23 protein-coding genes are annotated in these 20,247 nt (G+C 38.9%); 20 read left to right on the forward strand and 3 right to left on the reverse strand.

The features are described 5' to 3' along the window. Positions 1–13 precede the first annotated feature (13 nt). From KSX81_RS21675 to KSX81_RS21765, 19 genes are all read left to right on the forward strand, one after another. Positions 14–1,063 carry a polysaccharide biosynthesis protein gene (locus tag KSX81_RS21675; protein WP_007761186.1) on the forward strand — a complete coding sequence of 350 codons (1,050 nt, stop codon included), beginning with the start codon at positions 14–16 and terminating at the stop codon, positions 1,061–1,063. A 7-nt stretch (positions 1,064–1,070) separates the two neighbouring features. Beyond that, positions 1,071–2,276: a capsular polysaccharide biosynthesis protein CapF gene (locus tag KSX81_RS21680; protein WP_128131252.1), complete on the forward strand. Its 1,206-nt coding sequence runs from the start codon at positions 1,071–1,073 to the stop codon at positions 2,274–2,276. 1 nt (position 2,277) lies between these two features. Continuing rightward, positions 2,278–3,468, forward strand: a complete 1,191-nt coding sequence (wecB, locus tag KSX81_RS21685) for a non-hydrolyzing UDP-N-acetylglucosamine 2-epimerase (protein WP_128131253.1) — start codon at positions 2,278–2,280, stop codon at positions 3,466–3,468. A 148-nt stretch (positions 3,469–3,616) separates the two neighbouring features. After that, a complete protein-coding gene (locus tag KSX81_RS21690) occupies positions 3,617–3,745 on the forward strand; it encodes a hypothetical protein (protein WP_255421034.1) in 129 nt (42 codons plus the stop codon). Positions 3,746–4,311: 566 nt separating this feature from the next. Continuing rightward, positions 4,312–5,613 (forward strand): lipopolysaccharide biosynthesis protein, encoded by a 1,302-nt coding sequence (locus KSX81_RS21695; RefSeq protein ID WP_128131254.1) that lies wholly within the window; start codon positions 4,312–4,314, stop codon positions 5,611–5,613. Beyond that, entirely contained in the window at positions 5,601–6,797 is a 1,197-nt protein-coding gene (locus tag KSX81_RS21700; protein WP_195436478.1) for a hypothetical protein, read from the forward strand. The genes KSX81_RS21695 and KSX81_RS21700 overlap by 13 nt, the downstream gene beginning before the upstream one ends. After that, positions 6,787–7,968: a glycosyltransferase family 4 protein gene (locus KSX81_RS21705; protein ID WP_158567729.1), complete on the forward strand. Its 1,182-nt coding sequence runs from the start codon at positions 6,787–6,789 to the stop codon at positions 7,966–7,968. The genes KSX81_RS21700 and KSX81_RS21705 overlap by 11 nt, the downstream gene beginning before the upstream one ends. 233 nt (positions 7,969–8,201) lie before the next feature. After that, positions 8,202–8,603 carry a serine acetyltransferase gene (locus KSX81_RS21710; RefSeq protein WP_128131257.1) on the forward strand — a complete coding sequence of 134 codons (402 nt, stop codon included), beginning with the start codon at positions 8,202–8,204 and terminating at the stop codon, positions 8,601–8,603. Position 8,604: 1 nt separating this feature from the next. Continuing rightward, positions 8,605–9,720: a glycosyltransferase family 4 protein gene (locus tag KSX81_RS21715; RefSeq protein WP_128131258.1), complete on the forward strand. Its 1,116-nt coding sequence runs from the start codon at positions 8,605–8,607 to the stop codon at positions 9,718–9,720. 1 nt (position 9,721) lies between these two features. Then, positions 9,722–10,846, forward strand: coding sequence for a CapA family protein (locus tag KSX81_RS21720; RefSeq protein WP_128131259.1), 1,125 nt, complete (start codon positions 9,722–9,724; stop codon positions 10,844–10,846). 23 nt (positions 10,847–10,869) lie between these two features. Beyond that, a complete protein-coding gene (locus KSX81_RS21725) occupies positions 10,870–11,805 on the forward strand; it encodes an ATP-grasp fold amidoligase family protein (protein WP_128131260.1) in 936 nt (311 codons plus the stop codon). A 100-nt stretch (positions 11,806–11,905) separates the two neighbouring features. After that, positions 11,906–12,364 carry an acyltransferase gene (locus KSX81_RS21730; protein ID WP_004325744.1) on the forward strand — a complete coding sequence of 153 codons (459 nt, stop codon included), beginning with the start codon at positions 11,906–11,908 and terminating at the stop codon, positions 12,362–12,364. Continuing rightward, positions 12,361–13,413: a glycosyltransferase gene (locus KSX81_RS21735; protein WP_128131261.1), complete on the forward strand. Its 1,053-nt coding sequence runs from the start codon at positions 12,361–12,363 to the stop codon at positions 13,411–13,413. The genes KSX81_RS21730 and KSX81_RS21735 overlap by 4 nt, the downstream gene beginning before the upstream one ends. Next, positions 13,410–14,519 carry a glycosyltransferase family 4 protein gene (locus KSX81_RS21740; protein ID WP_074909247.1) on the forward strand — a complete coding sequence of 370 codons (1,110 nt, stop codon included), beginning with the start codon at positions 13,410–13,412 and terminating at the stop codon, positions 14,517–14,519. The genes KSX81_RS21735 and KSX81_RS21740 overlap by 4 nt, the downstream gene beginning before the upstream one ends. Before the next feature lie 72 nt (positions 14,520–14,591). Beyond that, positions 14,592–15,188 carry an acyltransferase gene (locus KSX81_RS21745; protein WP_004325747.1) on the forward strand — a complete coding sequence of 199 codons (597 nt, stop codon included), beginning with the start codon at positions 14,592–14,594 and terminating at the stop codon, positions 15,186–15,188. A gap of 45 nt (positions 15,189–15,233) precedes the next feature. Continuing rightward, complete coding sequence (locus KSX81_RS21750; protein WP_004325748.1) at positions 15,234–16,109, forward strand: NAD-dependent epimerase/dehydratase family protein; 876 nt, start codon at positions 15,234–15,236, stop codon at positions 16,107–16,109. Positions 16,110–16,226: 117 nt separating this feature from the next. Continuing rightward, positions 16,227–16,889: a sugar transferase gene (locus KSX81_RS21755; protein WP_128131262.1), complete on the forward strand. Its 663-nt coding sequence runs from the start codon at positions 16,227–16,229 to the stop codon at positions 16,887–16,889. An 86-nt stretch (positions 16,890–16,975) separates the two neighbouring features. Further along, a complete protein-coding gene (locus tag KSX81_RS21760) occupies positions 16,976–17,653 on the forward strand; it encodes a PIG-L deacetylase family protein (protein ID WP_118023961.1) in 678 nt (225 codons plus the stop codon). 100 nt (positions 17,654–17,753) lie between these two features. Then, entirely contained in the window at positions 17,754–18,191 is a 438-nt protein-coding gene (locus tag KSX81_RS21765) for a WbuC family cupin fold metalloprotein (protein ID WP_128131263.1), read from the forward strand. Between the two features lie 285 nt (positions 18,192–18,476). Here KSX81_RS21765 and KSX81_RS21770 read toward each other — a convergent pair whose 3' ends face one another. The 3 genes from KSX81_RS21770 to KSX81_RS21780 all read right to left on the reverse strand — a co-directional run bounded on the left by KSX81_RS21770 (position 18,477) and on the right by KSX81_RS21780 (position 19,682). After that, the gene (locus tag KSX81_RS21770; RefSeq protein ID WP_004303579.1) at positions 18,477–18,905 is read right to left on the reverse strand and encodes an N-acetylmuramoyl-L-alanine amidase; all 429 of its coding nucleotides are present in this window, start codon (positions 18,903–18,905) and stop codon (positions 18,477–18,479) included. A 4-nt stretch (positions 18,906–18,909) separates the two neighbouring features. Then, positions 18,910–19,017 carry a smalltalk protein gene (locus KSX81_RS21775; RefSeq protein ID WP_004295566.1) on the reverse strand — a complete coding sequence of 36 codons (108 nt, stop codon included), beginning with the start codon at positions 19,015–19,017 and terminating at the stop codon, positions 18,910–18,912. 176 nt (positions 19,018–19,193) lie between these two features. Beyond that, positions 19,194–19,682, reverse strand: coding sequence for a DNA-binding protein (locus KSX81_RS21780; protein ID WP_117513150.1), 489 nt, complete (start codon positions 19,680–19,682; stop codon positions 19,194–19,196). Positions 19,683–19,901: 219 nt separating this feature from the next. On the opposite strand from KSX81_RS21780, the gene KSX81_RS21785 reads away from it, so the two are divergent. Continuing rightward, positions 19,902–20,120, forward strand: a complete 219-nt coding sequence (locus tag KSX81_RS21785) for a DUF4248 domain-containing protein (protein WP_004297475.1) — start codon at positions 19,902–19,904, stop codon at positions 20,118–20,120. Positions 20,121–20,247 lie beyond the last annotated feature (127 nt).

Raw genomic sequence — 20,247 nt, forward strand, 5'->3', positions numbered from 1 at the left:
AAACAATAAAACTATGAGCATTTTTGCGGGTAAAACCCTAATGATTACCGGTGGAACAGGTTCTTTCGGTAATGCAGTCTTGAATCGTTTCCTTCGTACCGATATCGGTGAAATTCGTATATTTTCACGTGACGAGAAGAAGCAGGACGATATGCGCCACGAATATCAGGCTAAGTATCCTGATGTGGCAAACAAAATAAAATTCTTTATCGGTGATGTACGCAACCTCCAGTCTTGTAGGAACGCCATGCCGGGAGTAGACTATATCTTCCATGCTGCTGCCTTGAAGCAGGTTCCGAGTTGCGAATTTTTCCCAATGGAAGCTGTAAAGACAAATGTAATTGGTACTGACAATGTATTGACGGCTGCAATTGAAGCGGGTGTTGGTGCCGTAATCTGCCTTTCCACGGATAAGGCTGCCTATCCAATCAATGCTATGGGTATCACCAAAGCTGTTGAGGAAAAGATAGCAGTGGCAAAGAGCCGTTACTCCGGTAAGACCAAAATTTGCTGTACGCGTTATGGGAATGTAATGTGTTCTCGCGGTTCTGTAATCCCTCTGTGGATAGAGCAGATCCGCAATGGTAATCCTGTTACTCTGACTGAGCCTAAAATGACACGTTTTATAATGTCTCTTGAAGAAGCTGTTGACCTCGTACTCTTCGCTTTTGAGCATGGTCAGAATGGTGACATCCTCGTTCAAAAAGCTCCGGCTTGCACCATCCAGACTCAGGCAGAGGCTGTTTGTGAACTCTTTGGTGGCAAGAAAGAAGACATTAAAGTTATCGGTATTCGTCATGGTGAGAAGATGTATGAGACATTGCTTACCAATGAAGAATGTGCCAAGGCAGAGGATATGGGCAATTTCTATCGTGTACCGGCAGATAACCGTGGATTGAATTACGACAAATATTTCAAAGAGGGTGAGACAGAGCGTAACACGCTTACAGAGTTCAATTCAAACAATACACGAATCCTTAACGTGGAAGAAACCAAAGCCAAGATTGCAGCTTTGGACTATATAAAGAAGGAGTTGAGTGGTGAGGGCAACTTCGTACAGTAATAAAATTATGAAGATATTAGTAACCGGTGCCAAAGGTTTTGTAGGGAAGAATCTTTGTGCCCAACTTAATAACATCAAGGACGGTAAGGCTCGTTGTTATGGTGAACTGAAGATTAGTGACGTATTCGAGTACGATCTTGACTCTACTTCGGAACAACTGGATAATTGGTGCAAAGAGGCCGATTTCGTATTCAATCTTGCCGGGGTGAACCGCCCTAAAGACAATGATGAATTCATGAAAGGTAACTTCGGTTTTGCAAATACATTGCTTGACACCTTGAAGAAATATCATAACACTTGTCCCGTCATGCTTTCCTCTAGTGCGCAAGCCTCATTGACCGGTCGCTTTGGTGACAGTGAATATGGTCGTAGCAAAAAGGCGGGTGAAGATCTTTTTCTACAATACGGCAAAGAGACAGGAGCCAAGGTTTTGGTCTATCGCTTTCCGAACCTTTACGGTAAGTGGTGTCGTCCAAACTATAACAGTGCCGTAGCCACTTTCTGCAATAATATTGCCAATGACTTGCCTATACAGGTCAACGATCCGAGTGTAGAACTTGAGCTACTTTACATTGATGACCTTGTGGACGAAATGATTCATGCCTTGAAAGGGGAGGAATATCATTGCGAATTCGAAGGGCTTGACGTACAACCGAAGGCTGACGGCAGATATTGCTATTGCCCTGTCACCCATAAGGTAACGCTTGGTGAAATCGTTGACTTATTACATCAATTCGCGGAAATGCCTAAGACACTGATGATTCCGGAAATCCCGACTGATTCATTTGCCAAACGTCTGTACAGTACCTTTTTGAGCTACTTACCAAAAGAAAAAGCGATCTTCGACTTGAAAATGAATGTAGATCAACGTGGCAGTTTCACAGAACTTGTACATACCTTGAATTGTGGCCAGGTAAGCATTAATATCTCCAAACCAGGTGTAACCAAGGGTGAACACTGGCACAATACCAAATGGGAACAGTTTATTGTAGTCAGTGGGCATGGGCTTATTCAGCTTCGTAAGGAAGGAACAGACGAAGTGCTTAACTATGAGGTGAGCGGAGAGAAAATACAATCTGTCATCATGCTTCCCGGTTATACTCATAACATCATCAATCTTTCTGATACGGAAGATCTGGTGACAGTGATGTACTGCAATGAGATATTCAACTCGGATAAACCGGATACATACTTTGATAAAGTAGAAAAATAATATGGAAAAACAACCTAAATTCGATTATTCAGATATAAAATTCAAGGATAATGGTAAATTGAAGCTGATAATCGTTGTCGGCACTCGTCCCGAGATTATCCGTTTGGCGGCTGTCATCACCAAATGTCGTCAGTATTTCGATGTGATTCTTGCTCATACCGGTCAGAATTATGATTACAACCTCAACGGCATATTCTTTAAAGATTTGAAGTTGGCAGAGCCGGAAGTATATATGGATGCCGTAGGTGATGATTTGGGAGCTACTTGTGGTAATATCATCAATTGTTCATATAAACTCTTTGCTCAGACAAAGCCGGACGGAGTTCTTGTACTTGGTGATACCAACTCATGTTTGAGTGTAATTGGTGCGAAGCGGCTGCATATTCCAATTTTCCATATGGAAGCAGGTAACCGTTGCAAAGACGAGTGTCTTCCGGAAGAGACCAACCGTCGTATTGTTGATATCATCAGTGATGTGAATATGGCATACTCGGAACATGCGCGAAGATATCTTGCCGATTGTGGTCTACCTAAGGAACGTACCTATGTCACGGGATCACCTATGGCGGAAGTGCTCCATAACAATTTTGCAGAAATAGAAGCTAGCGATGTACATCGGCGTCTGGGCCTGGAGAAAGGAAAATATATTTTGCTCTCTGCTCATCGTGAGGAAAATATCGATACCGAGAAAAACTTCCTTTCGCTTTTTACGGCTATCAATAAGATGGCTGAAAAGTACAATATGCCGATTCTCTATAGTTGTCATCCTCGTAGTCGTAACCGTCTTGCAGAGAGTAGTTTCAAACTTGATGAACGGGTTATCCAACATGAGCCTCTTGGTTTCCATGATTACAATTGCCTTCAGATGAATGCTTTTGCTGTTGTTAGTGATAGTGGTACATTACCTGAAGAATCAAGTTTTTTCACCAGTGTGGGACATCCCTTTCCAGCTATTTGCATTCGAACCTCTACTGAGCGTCCAGAGGCTATTGACAAGGGCGACTTTATCATTGCCGGTATTGACGAGAAATCATTACTTCAAGCCGTAGACACAGCCGTTGAACTTTGCCGTGATGGTCAGCATGGTATTCCTGTGCCCGACTATGTAGACGAGAATGTCTCAACCAAAGTTGTGAAGATTGTGCAGAGCTATGTCGGTATCGTCAATAAAATGGTGTGGAAAAAGTTCTGAAAAATATCAATCATCTGAACTGAAATAGGCTGAATGGATGTTCCAAATAGATTACAGTTTATTCTAAGTATGTCAAATGAACTTTATTACGATGAATATTAATCTATCCAACTCCTAATGCAGCAACTCTATAAAACAAGAGATCCCTATGAATAGAATAGCAGTAATCTATGGTCATCATGGCAATGGGAAGACACGTATTCTCAATTTCGTGTGTGAGTTGATTCGTGAGAACGAGGGCGAAAGCCTGTCATATTTCGCACGCTTTAATGAATGATAAATTAGAAAAATGCTGCAAAATACGTATCGCAAGCAAGTGATAAACTTTATGACGCTTATGAAGTAGCAAGATGGAATAAAATTGAAAATCAGTATCAGATTATAGAGGGTCATCTTGTAGGAGTGGAATCAAGAACTATGACAAGGCTTTGGATAGTATTCCAACCGACAAGTCCAGTCTGGGTGTTGGCACTGTAGGGTTAAAAATCTCAATTTCAGTATGTACTGAATTAAATCCTGATTCCTATATAGGAACCATGAAGAAAATAATTTTAGCAAATGCAATGACAAGCTATTATGGTTCAATTTATGTTATCAATCATGCCAAAGGATACTATTCAGCAAGGTTTATTCTGAAAGCTTATCTTCGAACCCCTTTATGCGTATATGGGTGTGAGGGGGGGATAAAGTAAGGATATAAACTCATTTTCCGACAAGTTTTTAATGTGTTTGTACATTTCAGTTGCATGTGTCTATTATCTATTCAATAGAAAATAATAAATGTTTAGTATAAAGACTCAAATAAGGAAAAAGTTCATAGGAACTGATAGTCGCAGTAAAAAAATGTATAAAAATACTGTGGCAATGATCGGTATTAGGGGAGTTTCAATGATTCTTACCCTGATATCAGCTCCTATTATGCTTCATCATGTAGATAGGGCAGATTATGGAGTATTACTAACCCTCACCTCAATTGTAGGTTGGGTTGGGTATATGGATGTTGGTTTAGGAAATGGACTCAGAAATAAATTACCAGAATTTTTGGCAAAGGGAGACTTTCATTCTGCTAAGAAGATTGTAAGCAGCTGTTATGTAACTCTTGCTATATATGTAGCATTAATTATAGTAATCTTTTTGATGGTTAGTCCTTTTGTTGATTGGTTAGGAGTTCTGAATTCCCCCACAAGTGATGCTGGTGAAATTCGAGGACTTACAAATGTAGTGTTTATAGCTTTCTGTATTCAGTTCTTGTTTGGATTAATAAATTCAATTCTATTTGCTTATCAAATGCCTGCGTTCCAATCATTGTTTACTTTCGTGGGACAATTTATTGCTCTCATTGCGTTGGTAATACAGGTATATGTGTTTGATGTTACTTCCGTCTTACAGATAGGTGCTGTCAACAGTATGATTCCTCCTTTAGTTCTGTTCCTGGGGTCTATCGGACTTTTTAGAACGAAACTGAAAGAAATTGCACCATCCTTCAAATTATTTGAATTCAAATCAGTTGGTAGTATCTTAAGCCTTGGATTGAAGTTTTTTGTCCTCCAAATGATTACAATTGTACTTTTTCAGGCCAATAGCATTATCATAGCAAGAGTCGTAAGTCCAGAAGCAGTGGTAGAGTATAATTTAGCATTTAAATATGTCAGTCTTTTGACTATGATTTTCACTATTGTCATCACTCCTGTGTGGTCTGCAACAACGGATGCTTATGTTCGTAAAGACTTTGCATGGATAAACAAGACAATCTCTTTATCACGAAAAGTCTGTATTGCGTCTATTTTTATTGGTGTATTGATGGTATTGGCTTCTAAGTTTGTATATGGCATATGGCTGGGCAAGGGCACAATAGACATAAATTATTCAACCACTAGTCTTATATTATTGTATATTTCATTTGAAATGTTGTACAAAGTCTATGGAACTATCATTAATGGAACAGGAAAAGTATTTGCGCAGATAATACTGACAGGAGTAATTGCAATCATTTATATACCGCTTGCAATACTTTTGGGCAAATTATTTGGCTTGTCTGGAGTGTTAATAGCAAATGCTATTGTATTTGCGCTGAATTACTTATGGTCTAAAGTGCAATGCAATAAACTCATCAGCCAAACTGCAACAGGGATATGGAACAAATAACCATATATAACGACAAGACAAACAAGACAAAGTGGTATGAGTATGCCATTCTTCTGTTCATAATTCTATGGTCGGGAGGAGGTTTCACCTATGGGCTTTTCCTTGAATGGATGTTGTATATGATGCCAGTCGTTGGATTCATTTTTTTTCATCGAGGTTATAAACTTTCAAATTCGACAATTCTGCTAATTGGTGTTGTTTTATCTGTTCATTTCTTACAAATGGTGAATTTTGGTGGAGCCATTGTCAATCTCATTAAGCCAACATGCTTACTCTTAGTTTGTGCTATGTTTGCTAAGATAATTTCCTGTAAGTTTGTAAAAGTATATTTAGATTTAGTTTATTTCATTTCACAGGTTTGCTTGGTATTGTGGGTAATTTGCCTGTTTCCATTGGGACTATCCTTTCTTCGGTCAATTGCATCACAATTTCCTCTTTTAGGTTGGGATAATATTGAGAGCAATACAAATATTGTAGATACATTATACATATTTAGTATCCCTCAAGATTTTAAAGGTCTTATGCGAAATTCAGGTCCCTTTTGGGAGCCAGGCCGTTTCACTATATATATAACACTAGCATTGGCTATTAATCTTTTCTATTTCAAAGAAAAGATTACATCGAAGAATAGTCTTGTATTGCTACTTACAAATCTAACAACATTTTCTACGACTGGATATGTAGCTACAGCTACATTGTATGTGGGATATATATTCTTTTCAAACATCAAGAGAAGTAATAAAATCATCTTTTCTATAATACTGTTTGCTGTTGTATATTATGTGGGGCAATTGGATTTTATGACCGAAAAAATTGCTGAGCAATCAGCTGATGATTCCACTTGGTCAAGATTTGGCGCCATTGCATACCATTGGAATCAGATAACGCAATCTCCGTTTATTGGCTTTGGTCCATTTCTTTCAAATATTTTTGGAGATGAACTTTTAAGTAGTCCAAATGGATTGACTGATTTGATGAGGTATTATGGTATTCCATTATCCATAGTGTTTTACTACTTGTTATATAGAGGAACAAAAGTATATGTAGGTAATAGTCACAAGGGAGCGAATGTGTGCGTTTTTGTATCATTGTTGCTTTTATGTTTCTCACAAACAATTACATATTCACCTTTCTTTATGGTTCTATATTTTTTTGCATTTAATACATGCACGTATGATAAATAAAATCGGAATTCTTTGCACATATTCATTCCCCGAAGGGATGGCTCCTACCATAAGAATACTATCCTATGGACAGGGGTTAGTGGATAATGGATGTAAGGTTGAAGTTGTGGTATTTCAGCCAAAGGTCGGCGATAATGCATATTCTCTTTCAGGTTATGTTGGAGGTGTTAAGTACGCCTATGCCCATAAGAGGGACACGAATAAGTCCAAGTTATATAAACTTTTTGTTGATAGGCCCAAGTCTCTCTTAAATGCCATAAAGAAAATAAGGAATTCCCATAAAGAGGAAAAGTTTGATTGTATACTCTTAAGCTTTGACCATCCTACATATCTCCTCTTTTTTGTTCCAGTGTTGCGAATCATGGGAATCAAGATTGGATTTATTGGTGATGAGTTTCCTGAGCCTATTAGGAGGCTGAAATCAACGATTCCTTTTTCCTATAAGCTTGCATACAAATTTGTTTATCAGTTCATTTCGTTTAGAGTTCTCATGACAGAGGCTCTTCAAAAGTTCTATGATGAGCTAGTGTGTGAGAAGCCTACGTATATTCTATGCTCAATTTTAAATACGGCTCGTTTTGATGGTATAGTAAAGCAAAAAGTTTCCCGTAAGTATATGTGCTATATGGGAAATATGATGTTGGCAAAAGATAATGTTGATAACATCATCAGAGCTTTTAAGAGAGTATGCGATGATTTTTCTGATGTTGACTTATATCTTTATGGTACACCTAATGACAAAGATAAAAGTGTTGTCGAAGGAGTAATAGCAGAACTTGGATTAGGAAATAGAGTTTTTATTAAAGGAAGAATAGATTATAACTTAGTTCCACAGACTCTTGCAAATGCAGAGATTCTTGTGACGTCTCAACCTGTTACAAAGAGAGCTGCAGGTGGTTTCCCAACGAAATTGGCAGAATACATGATGAGTCATACACCGGCAATAGTGACGAATGTAGGAGAGATTCATTGCTATGTGCAAGATAACAATACTGTTTACTTGGTAGATCCTTGCGATGATGTCGCATACGCAGAAAAGATGAGATATATCCTATCACATCCTCAAGAGGCAAAAGAAGTGGCAGGAAGAGCGTATGACTATGCTATAGCCAACTTCGGTTCAAAAGAAGTGACTAAAAAACTTATTGATTTTCTTAACAATACATTATAGATAAATATGAGCACTATCACATCTCGCAACCACCTCCACTTCTATCTTTATGCAGACATGATGATGAATAGAGGGTACTTCAAAGAACCTCTCAAGAAGAAGTTGTTGCATTTGGTGGCTCCAAATTACATCATGGAGTTCCTTAAGGCAATGAGAAAGGTGCAGTATTACTCTCTCAGTGTAAACGCGGGGGTAAACTGTTGTTTATAGTCAATAAACTGCGTTTCTTTAGATTGTCTCGTAAGCTTGGGTTCAGTATCGGATATGATGCCTGTGATTATGGTCTTGTTATCCCTCACTATGGAACTATAGTAGTGGGAAATACCAACAGGATAGGGCCATACGCAGTATTGCATGCATCTACTTGCATCACAGATACAGGCAGGAAGATAGGCAAGGCTCTGAGCCTTTCAACAGGAGCAAAGATTACAGGTGGTGAGATGTTGGGCGATCACATAGTCGTGGCGGCCAATTCCGTTGTCACCAAATCCTTTCCTGAAGGCAATGTTTTGTTAATGGGGATGCCTGCAGTAAAGAAGGCCGAATTGTCTGATTGGTATTCATCGTTGAAAGGAGAGATAAAAAGAAGAGTAGATGAAGTCGAAAAATTGAGAACAAAATTGCAATTTGAATAATATGAGTACTACTTACATTGTTTTTAACTCGTATCACCCAAATACTGCTCCAACAAACAGATTGCTTAGTTTTCTCAGAGGTTTCTCTGAACTTGGAACTGAAGTAGAAGTAGTTTTTTTGGAACCTGATTCCAAATATAGTAAGGTCACGGAACAATTGTCTCATGTTCATTTTCGCTATATGTGGGATGGTATGAGGCTAAAAGGTCGAGTATTTGCAAAACTTGCCAGTTTCTACAATGGATGGAAGTTTTCCAGAGGCCTTAAGGCTGGAGATAAGGTTATTCTACTGACGATTGGAAGAGTGTTTTTCAATTTGATAAATCGGAAAGATATCAAATTGTATCATGAGCGAACTGAACATCCTGACATCTATAAAATTAAGGGATTTGATGTTGAGAAGTATAAGAAGCATATCAAGGACTTGGAAGGCATGTTTGTTATTTCAACGGCTCTCAAGGATTATTTCGCCTCTCTGGGGTTATTGAAAGAGAAAATTAAAATTGTGAACATGACTGTGGATAACAATCGTTTTATCGGACTTAAGAAGCAAACATCAAAGAAGTACATCGCATATTGCGGAACCGCTTCTAATAATAAGGATGGAGTTGATGAGCTGATTAAGTCTTTCGCTATTGTGCATAAGTCATATCCAGATGTAAAACTTTACATTATCGGTAAGACTCCAGATAAGGATGATGTGTCTGGCAATTTGGAGCTGATAGAAAATCTTGGTGTGAAGAACTCTGTTATTTTTACGGGCATTGTTTCAGCTGCCGAAATCCCCCAGATATTGAAGAATGCCACTGTTTTGGCTCTTGATCGTCCAGACTCGTTACAGGCGCAATGCGGATTCCCAACTAAACTTGGAGAGTATCTCCTAACAGAGAATCCTGTTGTAGTGACTAAGGTGGGTGACATTCCTCTTTTCTTGAAGGATGGCGAGACTGCACTTCTTGCAGAAGAACGTAACCCGCATGAATTCTCTTCTAAACTGTTATGGGCATTGGAGCATCCTGCGGAGGCAATTGAAATAGGAAAGGCTGGTGCGCAGGTTGCAATGCGAGAATTTAATTATTTGAACGAAACAAAAAAGATTATTAAAGCTATACAATAACATGAAGGTACTAGTTGCAGGAGATTTCTGCCAAAGGTTTCGAGTGAATGAGAAGATAGAACAGAAGGAGTTCGGTAGCATGTTTGATACAATAAAACCTATCATTAGCGCATGTGATATTAAGGTGGTTAATTTTGAGTTTCCCATTGTAACAGAGACGGGAAAAACCATCAAGAAGATTGGCCCTACACTTAAAGGATCTGAGTTTGCGGTAGAGGCAGTAAAGTATGCTGGATTTAATGTTTGTACCCTTGCCAACAATCATATTTTGGATCAGGGCGAAGCATGTTGTCTTGAAACCAAGGATTTGCTTGAAAAAGGTGGTATATTCACTGTTGGTGTAGGAATAGATCTTAATGATGCGGCCCGAATTCTTTATATCGAATCTAAAGGAAGAAAGTTGGCAATCATCAACTGCTGCGAGAATGAGTTTAGTGTGGCTACAGAATCCACTGCTGGCGGCAATCCTCTGCTGCCAATTCAGCAATTCTATAAAATTCAAGAAGCAAAAGAGAATGCTGACTATGTATTGGTTATAGTTCATGGAGGTATAGAACATTATCAGTTACCTACATCAAGAATGATAGAGACCTACCGTTTCTTTATTGATGCAGGAGCAGATGCGGTAGTCAATCATCATCAGCATTGCTATAGTGGTTATGAGAGATACAAAAGTAAGCCCATCATATATGGTCTTGGAAATCTGCTCTTTGATAACCCTAACTGCAGAAATGACATTTGGAACGATGGCTATATGGTGGAACTTAATTTCGAGGCAGAAGAAATAGAGTTCAAGCTGCACCCTTATACACAATGTAATGAGGAACCTACAATACGCCTCATGACAGAGAACCAAAAGAATCAGTTTGAGAGAAGTATTGAAGAACTAAACCGCACTATAGCATCACCGGTAGAAATCAATAAGGCCTTGGATGCATATTCTAAGAGAATGAGAAAGTTTGTACTCTCATCATTCACTCCTTGGACTAACCGTTTGCTTTTGGCTGCATTCGTTAGAGGTCTTCTGCCATCTTTTCTTTCAGCAAAGCGTATACTCAATATCAAAAACCGTATTTCATGTGAGTCACACTATGATTTGACAATACGGGAGCTTAAACGCAAGTAATTATTTCATAATCGTCAAGATAAATGAGTAAACGTAACAGATTGATAAAAGCGATCAAGCACCCAGAATGGTTGCTTGCTGTGGTCTTCCGTAGATTATCTCCTTTTATAAAGAATGATAAATTCTATTTGCGAATTTTGTATTTCTTGGAAATGAAAGGAAAAATACTTCATTTGGAGAATCCGAGGACATTTACAGAGAAACTGCAATGGCTGAAAATCTACGATTATAAGCCAGAATACACTCAATTGGTGGACAAATTGGCAGTCAAGGATTATGTGGCTTCGCGTATAGGTAAAGAGTATGTCATTCCTACGTTAGCTGTTTGGAACAGTGTGGAGGAGATTGACTGGGATTCTCTACCTAGCCAGTTCGTTCTGAAGACTACTCATGGTGGAGGAGGGTGCGGTGTTGTGGTTTGTACTGACAAGTCAAAATTGGATAAAGAAACAGCGATAAAGAAATTAAGAGTGTCTATGCATACAAATGCTGGGCAGATTTATCGGGAGAAACCTTATTTGAATGTTCCACGAAAAATCATTGCAGAGAAGTTTATTGCAGAGCGAAAAACACATTACGAGAATTCATTCGAGGAACTGAAGGACTACAAGTTTTTTTGCTTTGGGGGCAAGGTGAAGTGTTTCAAGATAGACTTTGGTCGTTTCGTAGAGCATCATGCAAACTACTATTCTCCTGACGGTGAGTTTCTACCATTTGGGGAGAAGGCTTATGAACCCGATTCGAATCATGTGGAGAACATGCCCGACAATCTTTCAGAAATGATAGATGTTGCTGAAAAACTGTCAAGTGGTTTCAAGTTCTTGCGAGTGGATTTATATAATGTAAAAGGTAAAATATATTTTGGTGAACAGACCTTCTATCCTGCTGCAGGTATGGGCGCATTTATGCCTGAAGAATGGGATGAGAAGATAGGTGAATGGTTGAAGGTGTCAAAATAATAATTAACGTCCACACAGGTAAAGTTTATGATTTTTTCAGTGTCTATCGAAGTATATGACGCTATATCAACGGGCGGAACGATAACAAATAAAAATGAATATGACATTAAAACATTTTTTCGAAGTATATCCTCCCAAGCGTATGTGGAGGAAGATGTGGATAGGTCTTGCTGACCTACCAATGATGCCTCAACATAGAGCTAAGTGCTTGAAAATGGCGGGAGTAAATATTAAAGGTCGTGCTATGATTTATGGTGGAGTAGGTGTTGATACGGTCTATCCTGACAGTATCTATATCGGAAAAGGTGTGCGTATCACCGCTGGCACAAAGATTCTGACTCATTATCTTGATCCATCCCAACCTGGTGTTCATTTTCGCAGAGGTGAGGTGCATATCGAAGATGATGTTTTTATAGGACTGAATGTGTGTATCTGTAGTTCGGTTACTATTGGCAAGGGAGCCATTATAGGAGCAGGAAGTGTGGTTACTAAAGACATTCCACCCTACCAGGTTTGGGCTGGAAATCCTGCCCGTTATATTAAAGACAGAGCAAAATGAAAATAGCAATTCTGATACCTACTATCAAACCAGGAGGTGCAGAGAAACAGGCTGCATTACTGGCAGCAACACTCAGTGAGGAGAATGAGGTACACTTTGTTTCATTATGGGGGAAGAAGAACCTCTCGGTGATAGTGCAAAAGTTTCTGGAGGATGCACATGTACAAATTCATTATCTTTCTGGAAAGAACTTCGGCAAGTGGAAGGAGTATTATCAACTGTTGAAGCAACAAAAGATAGAAATTGCATTCAACTATCTGACAACATGTGATGTGACAGGTGCAATGGTGGAGAAACTTGCAGGCGTGAAGACTGTATTCAATGGCATTCGAAACTCGCGACTGGCTCCGGCGAAGACCGTATTGGAATGGTTTGCACACAACTTCTTTGCAGATTATACTATATATAATTGTCAGTCGGGAGCAAAACACTTTGAGAATCTGGGTTTCTGTAAGAAGAAGACCATTGTGATTCCCAACTGCTTCCCTAATATCAGCAAGCCGATAGAGCGTACTGACAAGGATATAAAGACTATTATTACGGTTGGTCGTTTTGAGCCACAGAAGGACTATCTGACAGCCATCAAAACCATAGCTGATTTGAGGAAGACAAGGCAGGACTTTGTGTTCACCATTATTGGACATGGTCATATAGAGACTCAAGTCAGAGATTGGGTAGAGGAATATGGTTTGACGAATTACACTCAGATTCTTATAGCCCCAGACAATGTACAAGAAATTCTTAAATCGGCTGATATTTATCTCTCGACGAGTCTTTTTGAGGGAACGAGTAATAGTATCATGGAAGCAATGAATTGGAGTATTCCTGTAGTGGCAACAAATGTAGGAGATAATAATCAATTGATAAAAGATTCTTGGAATGGTTATCTGATTTCAATAGGAGACTATAAAAGATTGTCAGAACATCTTCTAAAACTGTTACATGACGATAAGCTTCGCATTGAAATGGGTATACGGGGAAATGAACGTCTGCATAATTATTCTGTAGAACGTTTTGTAGAAAACTATTCAAAAGTTTTAGAAAAATGAAAATAGCATTTATAGGAGGACGTACTTTTTACCATCCAGATGGTATCGCAACATATATGTATAATCTTGCTACAGAATTAGTTAAGATGGGGCACGAACCTATCGTATATCAAGAGAGTGATCATAATGGAGAAGAATGGGTGAATGGTTTTAAGGTAGTTCATCAAAAGTCATTTAGGAATGCAGCTCTTACAAAAATATTATTGGGATTCAAATCTACAATAATGGGACTTTTCAAAGAGAAAGATATACAGGTATTCCATTATAATTGCGGTGCTCCAGCACTGATTAGTTCTATATGGCCAAGATTGCTTGGTAGGGTTTCTCTTATGCAGAATCACGGATTGGAGTTTAATAGGACAAAATATTCATTGCGTAAACGTAATATTTTGAGAAAAAAATTCTATTTTGATTGTAAAATCAATAAGTATTTAACAGCGGTTTCGCAAGAACAAACAGATTTTATACGCGAACATTTTCATAAAGATTGCCGTACTATTTCATGTGCTGTAAATATTCCACAGGAAACGTCTAAAAGCGATGTGTTGGAACGTTTTGGCATTATTCCTAATAATTATATTGTTTTTATGGGACGACTTGTTCAAGATAAGAATCCTGATTATTTGATAAAAGGTTTTATGAATAGTCAACATGGTGATAAACAGTTGGTTATTTGTGGATGTGCTGCCCCTAGATCATCATATGGCGATTATTTACATATGTTGGCAAAGGACGATCCAAATATTATTTTTACAGGAGCGATATTTGGTGCAGACAAAGATACGATACTCCGTAACGCATGGGTATTTTGTTTACCTTCTTCAATGGAAGGTCTACCAATTTCTTTATTAGAAGGAATGAGTTATGGTAAAGTTTGTATAGCTTCAGATATTACTGCTAACAAAGAAGCTTTAGGTGATTCTGGGATTTGGGTGAAAAAAGAAAATGCAGAAGATATAACTTATGCCCTAGACCGTTTATATACTAATTTTGAAAATTACGAATGGCAAAAAAAAGTTAATCGTGAACGATGCGAAAGGTTGTTTTCTTGGCCCAAAATAGCAAAGGACTATATTGACTTTTTGAGTGAATTGATAAAAAAGTAAATGTTATAATTATGCTGGATTTTTAAGTGAAGAAAGTTGGCAAGATAGAAGTATTATGAAATCTAATCATATATGAAAACAACTTTGACATATAAAATTCTTTGTCTATTGGGCTTTAAATATCCAATAGAGGATTATGGAGATGTAAGTCTATGGAAGGTATTAAAACAGTTTTTTATAAATTGGTATCATCGTCTAATAATTAATGCAATGAATTGGGCAATTTTAGAACCATTTAATCCTAGAAAACTTAGACCTGCGATTCTTCGTAAACTGGGAGCAAAGGTGGGAAAAGATGTGTTCATTGGTGACTATGTTCGTGTAGACTTGAACCATTCTGATTTGATTGAGATAGAGGATGGTGTGCACATTGCAGGTGATTGTCGTTTACTTTGTCATAAGAAGGAACTTGCAGAATATAAACAGGGAATGACTTATGGCATGATGCCTTATAAATATGGCAAAATTCATTTGTGCAAGAATTGCGCTATAGGGACTGGTTGTATTGTGATGCCAGGTGTGACTGTAGGTGAAGGTGCTGTTGTTGGTGCCGGTGCTATGGTGACTAAGGACATTCCAGCTTGGACATTAGCGTTGGGATGTCCTGCTAAAGTGGTAAAAGAATTTCCTAAGGATGATCCTAAGTATGTTTCAAAAAAATCTCAATAAGTTTCAGCAGATTTAGGTATTCTGCAAAAAACAGCTACATAAAAAATGAAAAGGGTATTGATTACAGGTGCCAACAGTTTTGTTGGTGTGAATGTGGAGAAATGGCTATTGCAGACTCCGGATGAGTTTATTGTAGAGACTGTGGATACCATGAATGAGGCTTGGAAGAAGGCTGACTTTGCGAAATATGATGTAGTGTTCCATGTAGCCGGTATTGCACATGTGGATCCTAAGCCTAAAATGGCTCCGTTGTACTATAAGGTAAATCGGGATTTGACTATAGAGATTGCGAAGTGGGCAAAGAAACATGGGGTGAAGCAGTTCATCTTTATGAGTTCAAAGATTGTATATCATGCGAGCAAGAGCCTGAAGGGGGATGTGATAACAGAAAACACAAAACCACATCCTAATGATTTCTATGGAGATAGTAAACTTCAAGCAGAGAATGGTTTGAGGAAACTTGAGTCATCCAGTTTTAAGGTAGCATTACTTCGTCCTTGTATGATCTATGGCTTAGGTAATAAGGGCAACTTACCTCGGTTGGCCTGGTTGGCAACAAAGACTCCAATTTTCCCTGCTTGGCATAATAAGCGAAGTATGATTCATGTATACAATTTGGCAGAGTTAGTTCGTCAGGTAATTCTTCGTGAATTGAGTGGTATATTCCATCCTCAGAACAAGGAATATGCAGATACCGTAGAGATAGTTCGTTATTTTGCTAAAAAATATAACAAGAAAGTATGGATTACAGTGGGAATCAATCCATTAGTTTGGTTGGGAAGTTTCTTTCTCAAATCTATTTGTAAGATGTTTGCAGACTCGTGCTATGATCAGAAAATTAGTACCTATGATTTTGAGTATCAAGTAGTAAAATTTGAGGAGAGCTTAAAAGACGTAGAGGCAAGGAAAAACATGAAGTAATGGCAAAAGAAAATAAGTATTTTTTATACGACAAAGGAAAACGATAATTATAATTTGGTTGCACATATAGCTGGTACTTTAACTTATTGAATATAACAAAGATATATAAATGGTATAATGTTTTACAAAGTAATCAAGCGGATATTTGATTTTATCTGTGCCTTGATAGGCATCATTGGTACATCACCTTTATGGATAGTCGGCATTATCGGAATCTTGATTTCCGACTGGGGACCAGTATTCTATACAGCTCGTCGTATAGGTAAGAATAACAAACCATTCAAAATGTATAAATTTCGTTCTATGCGAGTGGCAAAAGCTGCTACAGAGGCTTCTTTAAGACCCGACGAGGATCGTATATTTCCGTTCGGTCATTTTATTCGCAAAGTGAAGGTTGACGAATTACCGCAGTTGTTGAATATTTTAAATGGCACTATGTCAATAATTGGGCCACGTCCGGTAGCACAAGACCAATTTGGTATGTTTCGTTATGGAAAATGGAATGAGGCGGCAAAAGTGCCGGTAGGATTGAGCGGACCGGCAGCACTTTATGACTTTATCTATGGTGATCAGATCACAGATGAGAAAGAGTATATGGAAAAGGTATATCCTACACGTCGTGAATTAGAATATACGTATGTCCAAAAGGCTGGCATATTCTACGATTTAAAGATGATAGTATATACTGTCGTTTGCATACTCTATGCAGTGTGTGGTAAAGAATGCACTTGGATGTTGAATGAGTTTGTTGAGGATGCAAAGATGACAATGGATAAATGAACGAATACAGTACCGATCAGATGAATGATGATCAATGGTGTTAGAGTTTAGTGTAAGCAGAAGAAAATAAAATAAAAACAAATGCAATGAAATATTTATTAGTAGTAGCACATCCCGATGACGAAGTCCTGGGGGCAGGTGCATCTATGTGGAAATGGTCACATGGAGGTGATGAAGTCAATGTGGCAATAATGTGTACAGAGGCAAAGGCTCGTGCGTTCCGTCCTTCTGATGCTGAATTGGAAGACGATACGGATGCAGCTACAAACTTTATCGGTGTAAGTAAAAAGTATGAAGCAACGTTCCCGAATATTGAGATGAACACAGTGCCTCATTTGAAGTTGGTACAGTTCATTGAGAGTGCTATTCGTGAAAGTGAACCAGATATTATTATTACTCATCATCCAGCTGATACCAACAATGATCATTTGCAGACTTCAATGGCTTGCCAGGAAGCTATCCGTTTGTTCCAACGTCAGCCAAGTGTGAAGCCAGTGAAAGAATTTTGGTATATGGAAGTGCCTTCATGTAGTGAATGGGCTATTAATGATGCCATGAACTTGTTTCGTCCTAACTGTTATGTTGAGGTGGGTATGGAAGGTGTGGAAGCCAAGTGCAAGGCATTGGCAATGTACCGTGGTGTTATGCGGCCTTACCCTCATCCTCGTAGCAATGAATATATTGAGGGATTAGCGGCAATGCGAGGCAGTCAGTGGGGATGTAAGTATGCTGAAGCATTTCAAGTTGTACTGAGAAGATATTAATGTGTGGTTTATGGAGTTTATGAGAGGTCTATGGGCGTTTTGTTCTTACCTCTTTGTTCCTGGAAGGGTAAAGAAGATGCTCAATAATTGAATGTATAGTATGGAAATAAATAAACAATTACTTGAAGCTCTCTTTGCAGAAGCTAAAGAGAATCCACGTTTACGTCAGAACTTCGATTTGCGTACCTCACCTGCAGATACCAGTCAGCGAATGCTTAACGCGTTACTTCCGGGTACAGTTGTGCCCATTCATCGACATGAAGATACTACCGAAACAGTAATCTGCCTGTGTGGTAAGTTGGACGAAGTAATTTATGAGGAAGTAATTTCGTATGAGAAGGATACGGATGATTTTCAGAAAGGGATGAATGTACAAGATGTAGCTCGTAAGGTTGAGTATCGAGAAGTACAGCGTATCCATCTCAATCCTACAGAAACCAAATATGGTTGTCAGATACCTAAGGGTGCATGGCATACTGTGGAAGTGATTGAACCATCTGTCATCTTTGAGGCTAAAGATGGAGCTTATGTTCGTTAAACGATGAAAAACAGATGAAATGAATAGGAAGTACTGAAAGTGCTTTTTAATACGTTAAGTTATAATTGAACATTTACAATGAGATGGAAAAATGTAGGTCCCTAGATTCATGTGACAAACATGAATCCCTGCATTTAGTAGATTAGGAGCAATACAGTGGTATTGCCCTAATCTCGCTCTTCATATTAGTGTTAACACTAATATGATTTCCAAAAAATACCAACTGTCTGTGAAGATCGTTGATATTTTTTTATACAATAAGCTGTGGTGGAAATCTAAAAGGAGCTATTTTTGATAAGAAATTATTTGGGAATACTCTTTCACCGCATCAAAGCACGGACATCCTTTCATTGGATTCAAATCCCGGTGTCCCACGACCAGTGCTTTCGGAAACTGCCTTTTCAACTCCCTCAACAAAGCAAGCAAAGCTCCTTTTTGCTCCAATGTACGCGTATCTTTCGGTTTCCCGTTCGCATCCAGTCCTCCCTCATAACAAACACCTATCGAATGGGTGTTATGATTACGGCAGTGTGCCCCGACCTTTTCTAACGCACGTCCCCGGTGAATCTCCCCATCACGAGTGATGTAAAAATGATAGCCAATATCACGGAAACCACGGTGCAAGATATGATCCTGTCGGCAAGCCTCCGCCGAAAGGGACTTTCCTTCCGGCGTGGCACTGCAATGAATGATAATTAATGTAATAGTCCGCATGGGGTTACATGCAACTTTGTATTCCGAACACACCTCCGATGGCGGTGGCTACAGTGATAACGATTTTGAGGACTAAGCTCCATACAGAGCGGGAAGATGATGATTTACTCATACAATAACAGGTTTTAAATAAATTAATAATAGTTTTCTTTTACCACAGATTTACTGTAGGTTTGCCATAGGTTTACCACAGATCTACACAGACTCACACAGATAAATAATCGACTACTTTAGCAACTACCAATTCAATATAATCTGTGGAAATCTGTGTAGTCAGTGGTGAATCTTTTAGGCAGCCGGGTCAGGCGCTTCACCACCTCCATCCGGTTTCGGATCAGGGTTGTCATCCGAATCAGAACCTCCTCCGGCAGTTGTCGGTTTCTGATATTCCGCCTGCTGTTTCAACTGACTGTCGAGTTTCAGATTATTGGTCGACAGATTACCAGTGGCACGAGCTTTCAGACGCATGCCGCTAATATTCTTCTCCAACGAGAACTCTTCCAGCGTATCGGCTGCCTTACTGCGAATACCCACACCAAAAATGGCAAGATCATCAATTTTCACACATTTGCCATCCAGCAACAATTCCTTGATGCAATCTACCATATCCGAAAGCACACCTTTGATGACACCACCGGAATACGGTGAATTGTGCTTCGACATGTGTTCGGCAAGCTTAGCCAAATCAAACGTCTCGTCGCTTACTGCACGGGCGAACCACTTACCCGCATTCAAGCCTTTCTTCTGCTGGTTCTGATAAATTTTGTAACGAATCATAAAACAATAAATTAAAGGGTTAAACATATTGTCCGGGGATTCTTTTCCCTTTCGACGATACAAAGATACCACCCTCAAACTCCGGAAAATCAATAGTACACAGTTGCGTACGATTGTTGTCGGTTGTGTGCAATTATGATCGATTATTCAATGAAAAAGCGTTGGCTATGTAGAAATATTTTGCTATTTTTGTAATTGTAAATCAGAAATTTATCCATTATGAACGAATTCAAAATACGTGCCTACGGGCGCATGGAGCTGGCGCAACTCTATTCTCCGGAACTTACCGATATTGCTGCCTATCGAAAAATGAAGAAATGGATCTCTTTGTGTCCCGGACTTCTGCAACGCCTGTACGACTTAGGCTACGAATCAAAGCGACGTTCATTTACACCATTGGAGGTGAGAGTGATTGTGGATGCCCTGGGAGAGCCTTAAATAAAGCGTCGCTTTATGATGCATAAAGCACCGCTTTACGATGTCTAAAGCTTAGCTTTACACCTTCTAAAGCGATGCTTTATACAGTAAAAACGGATGCGGTAATCAAAATGAGTGTACCAGTCCA

Source organism: Bacteroides sp. MSK.18.37 (assembly GCF_019129155.2).
In the GTDB taxonomy this organism is placed as follows: Bacteria; Bacteroidota; Bacteroidia; order Bacteroidales; family Bacteroidaceae; genus Bacteroides; species Bacteroides ovatus.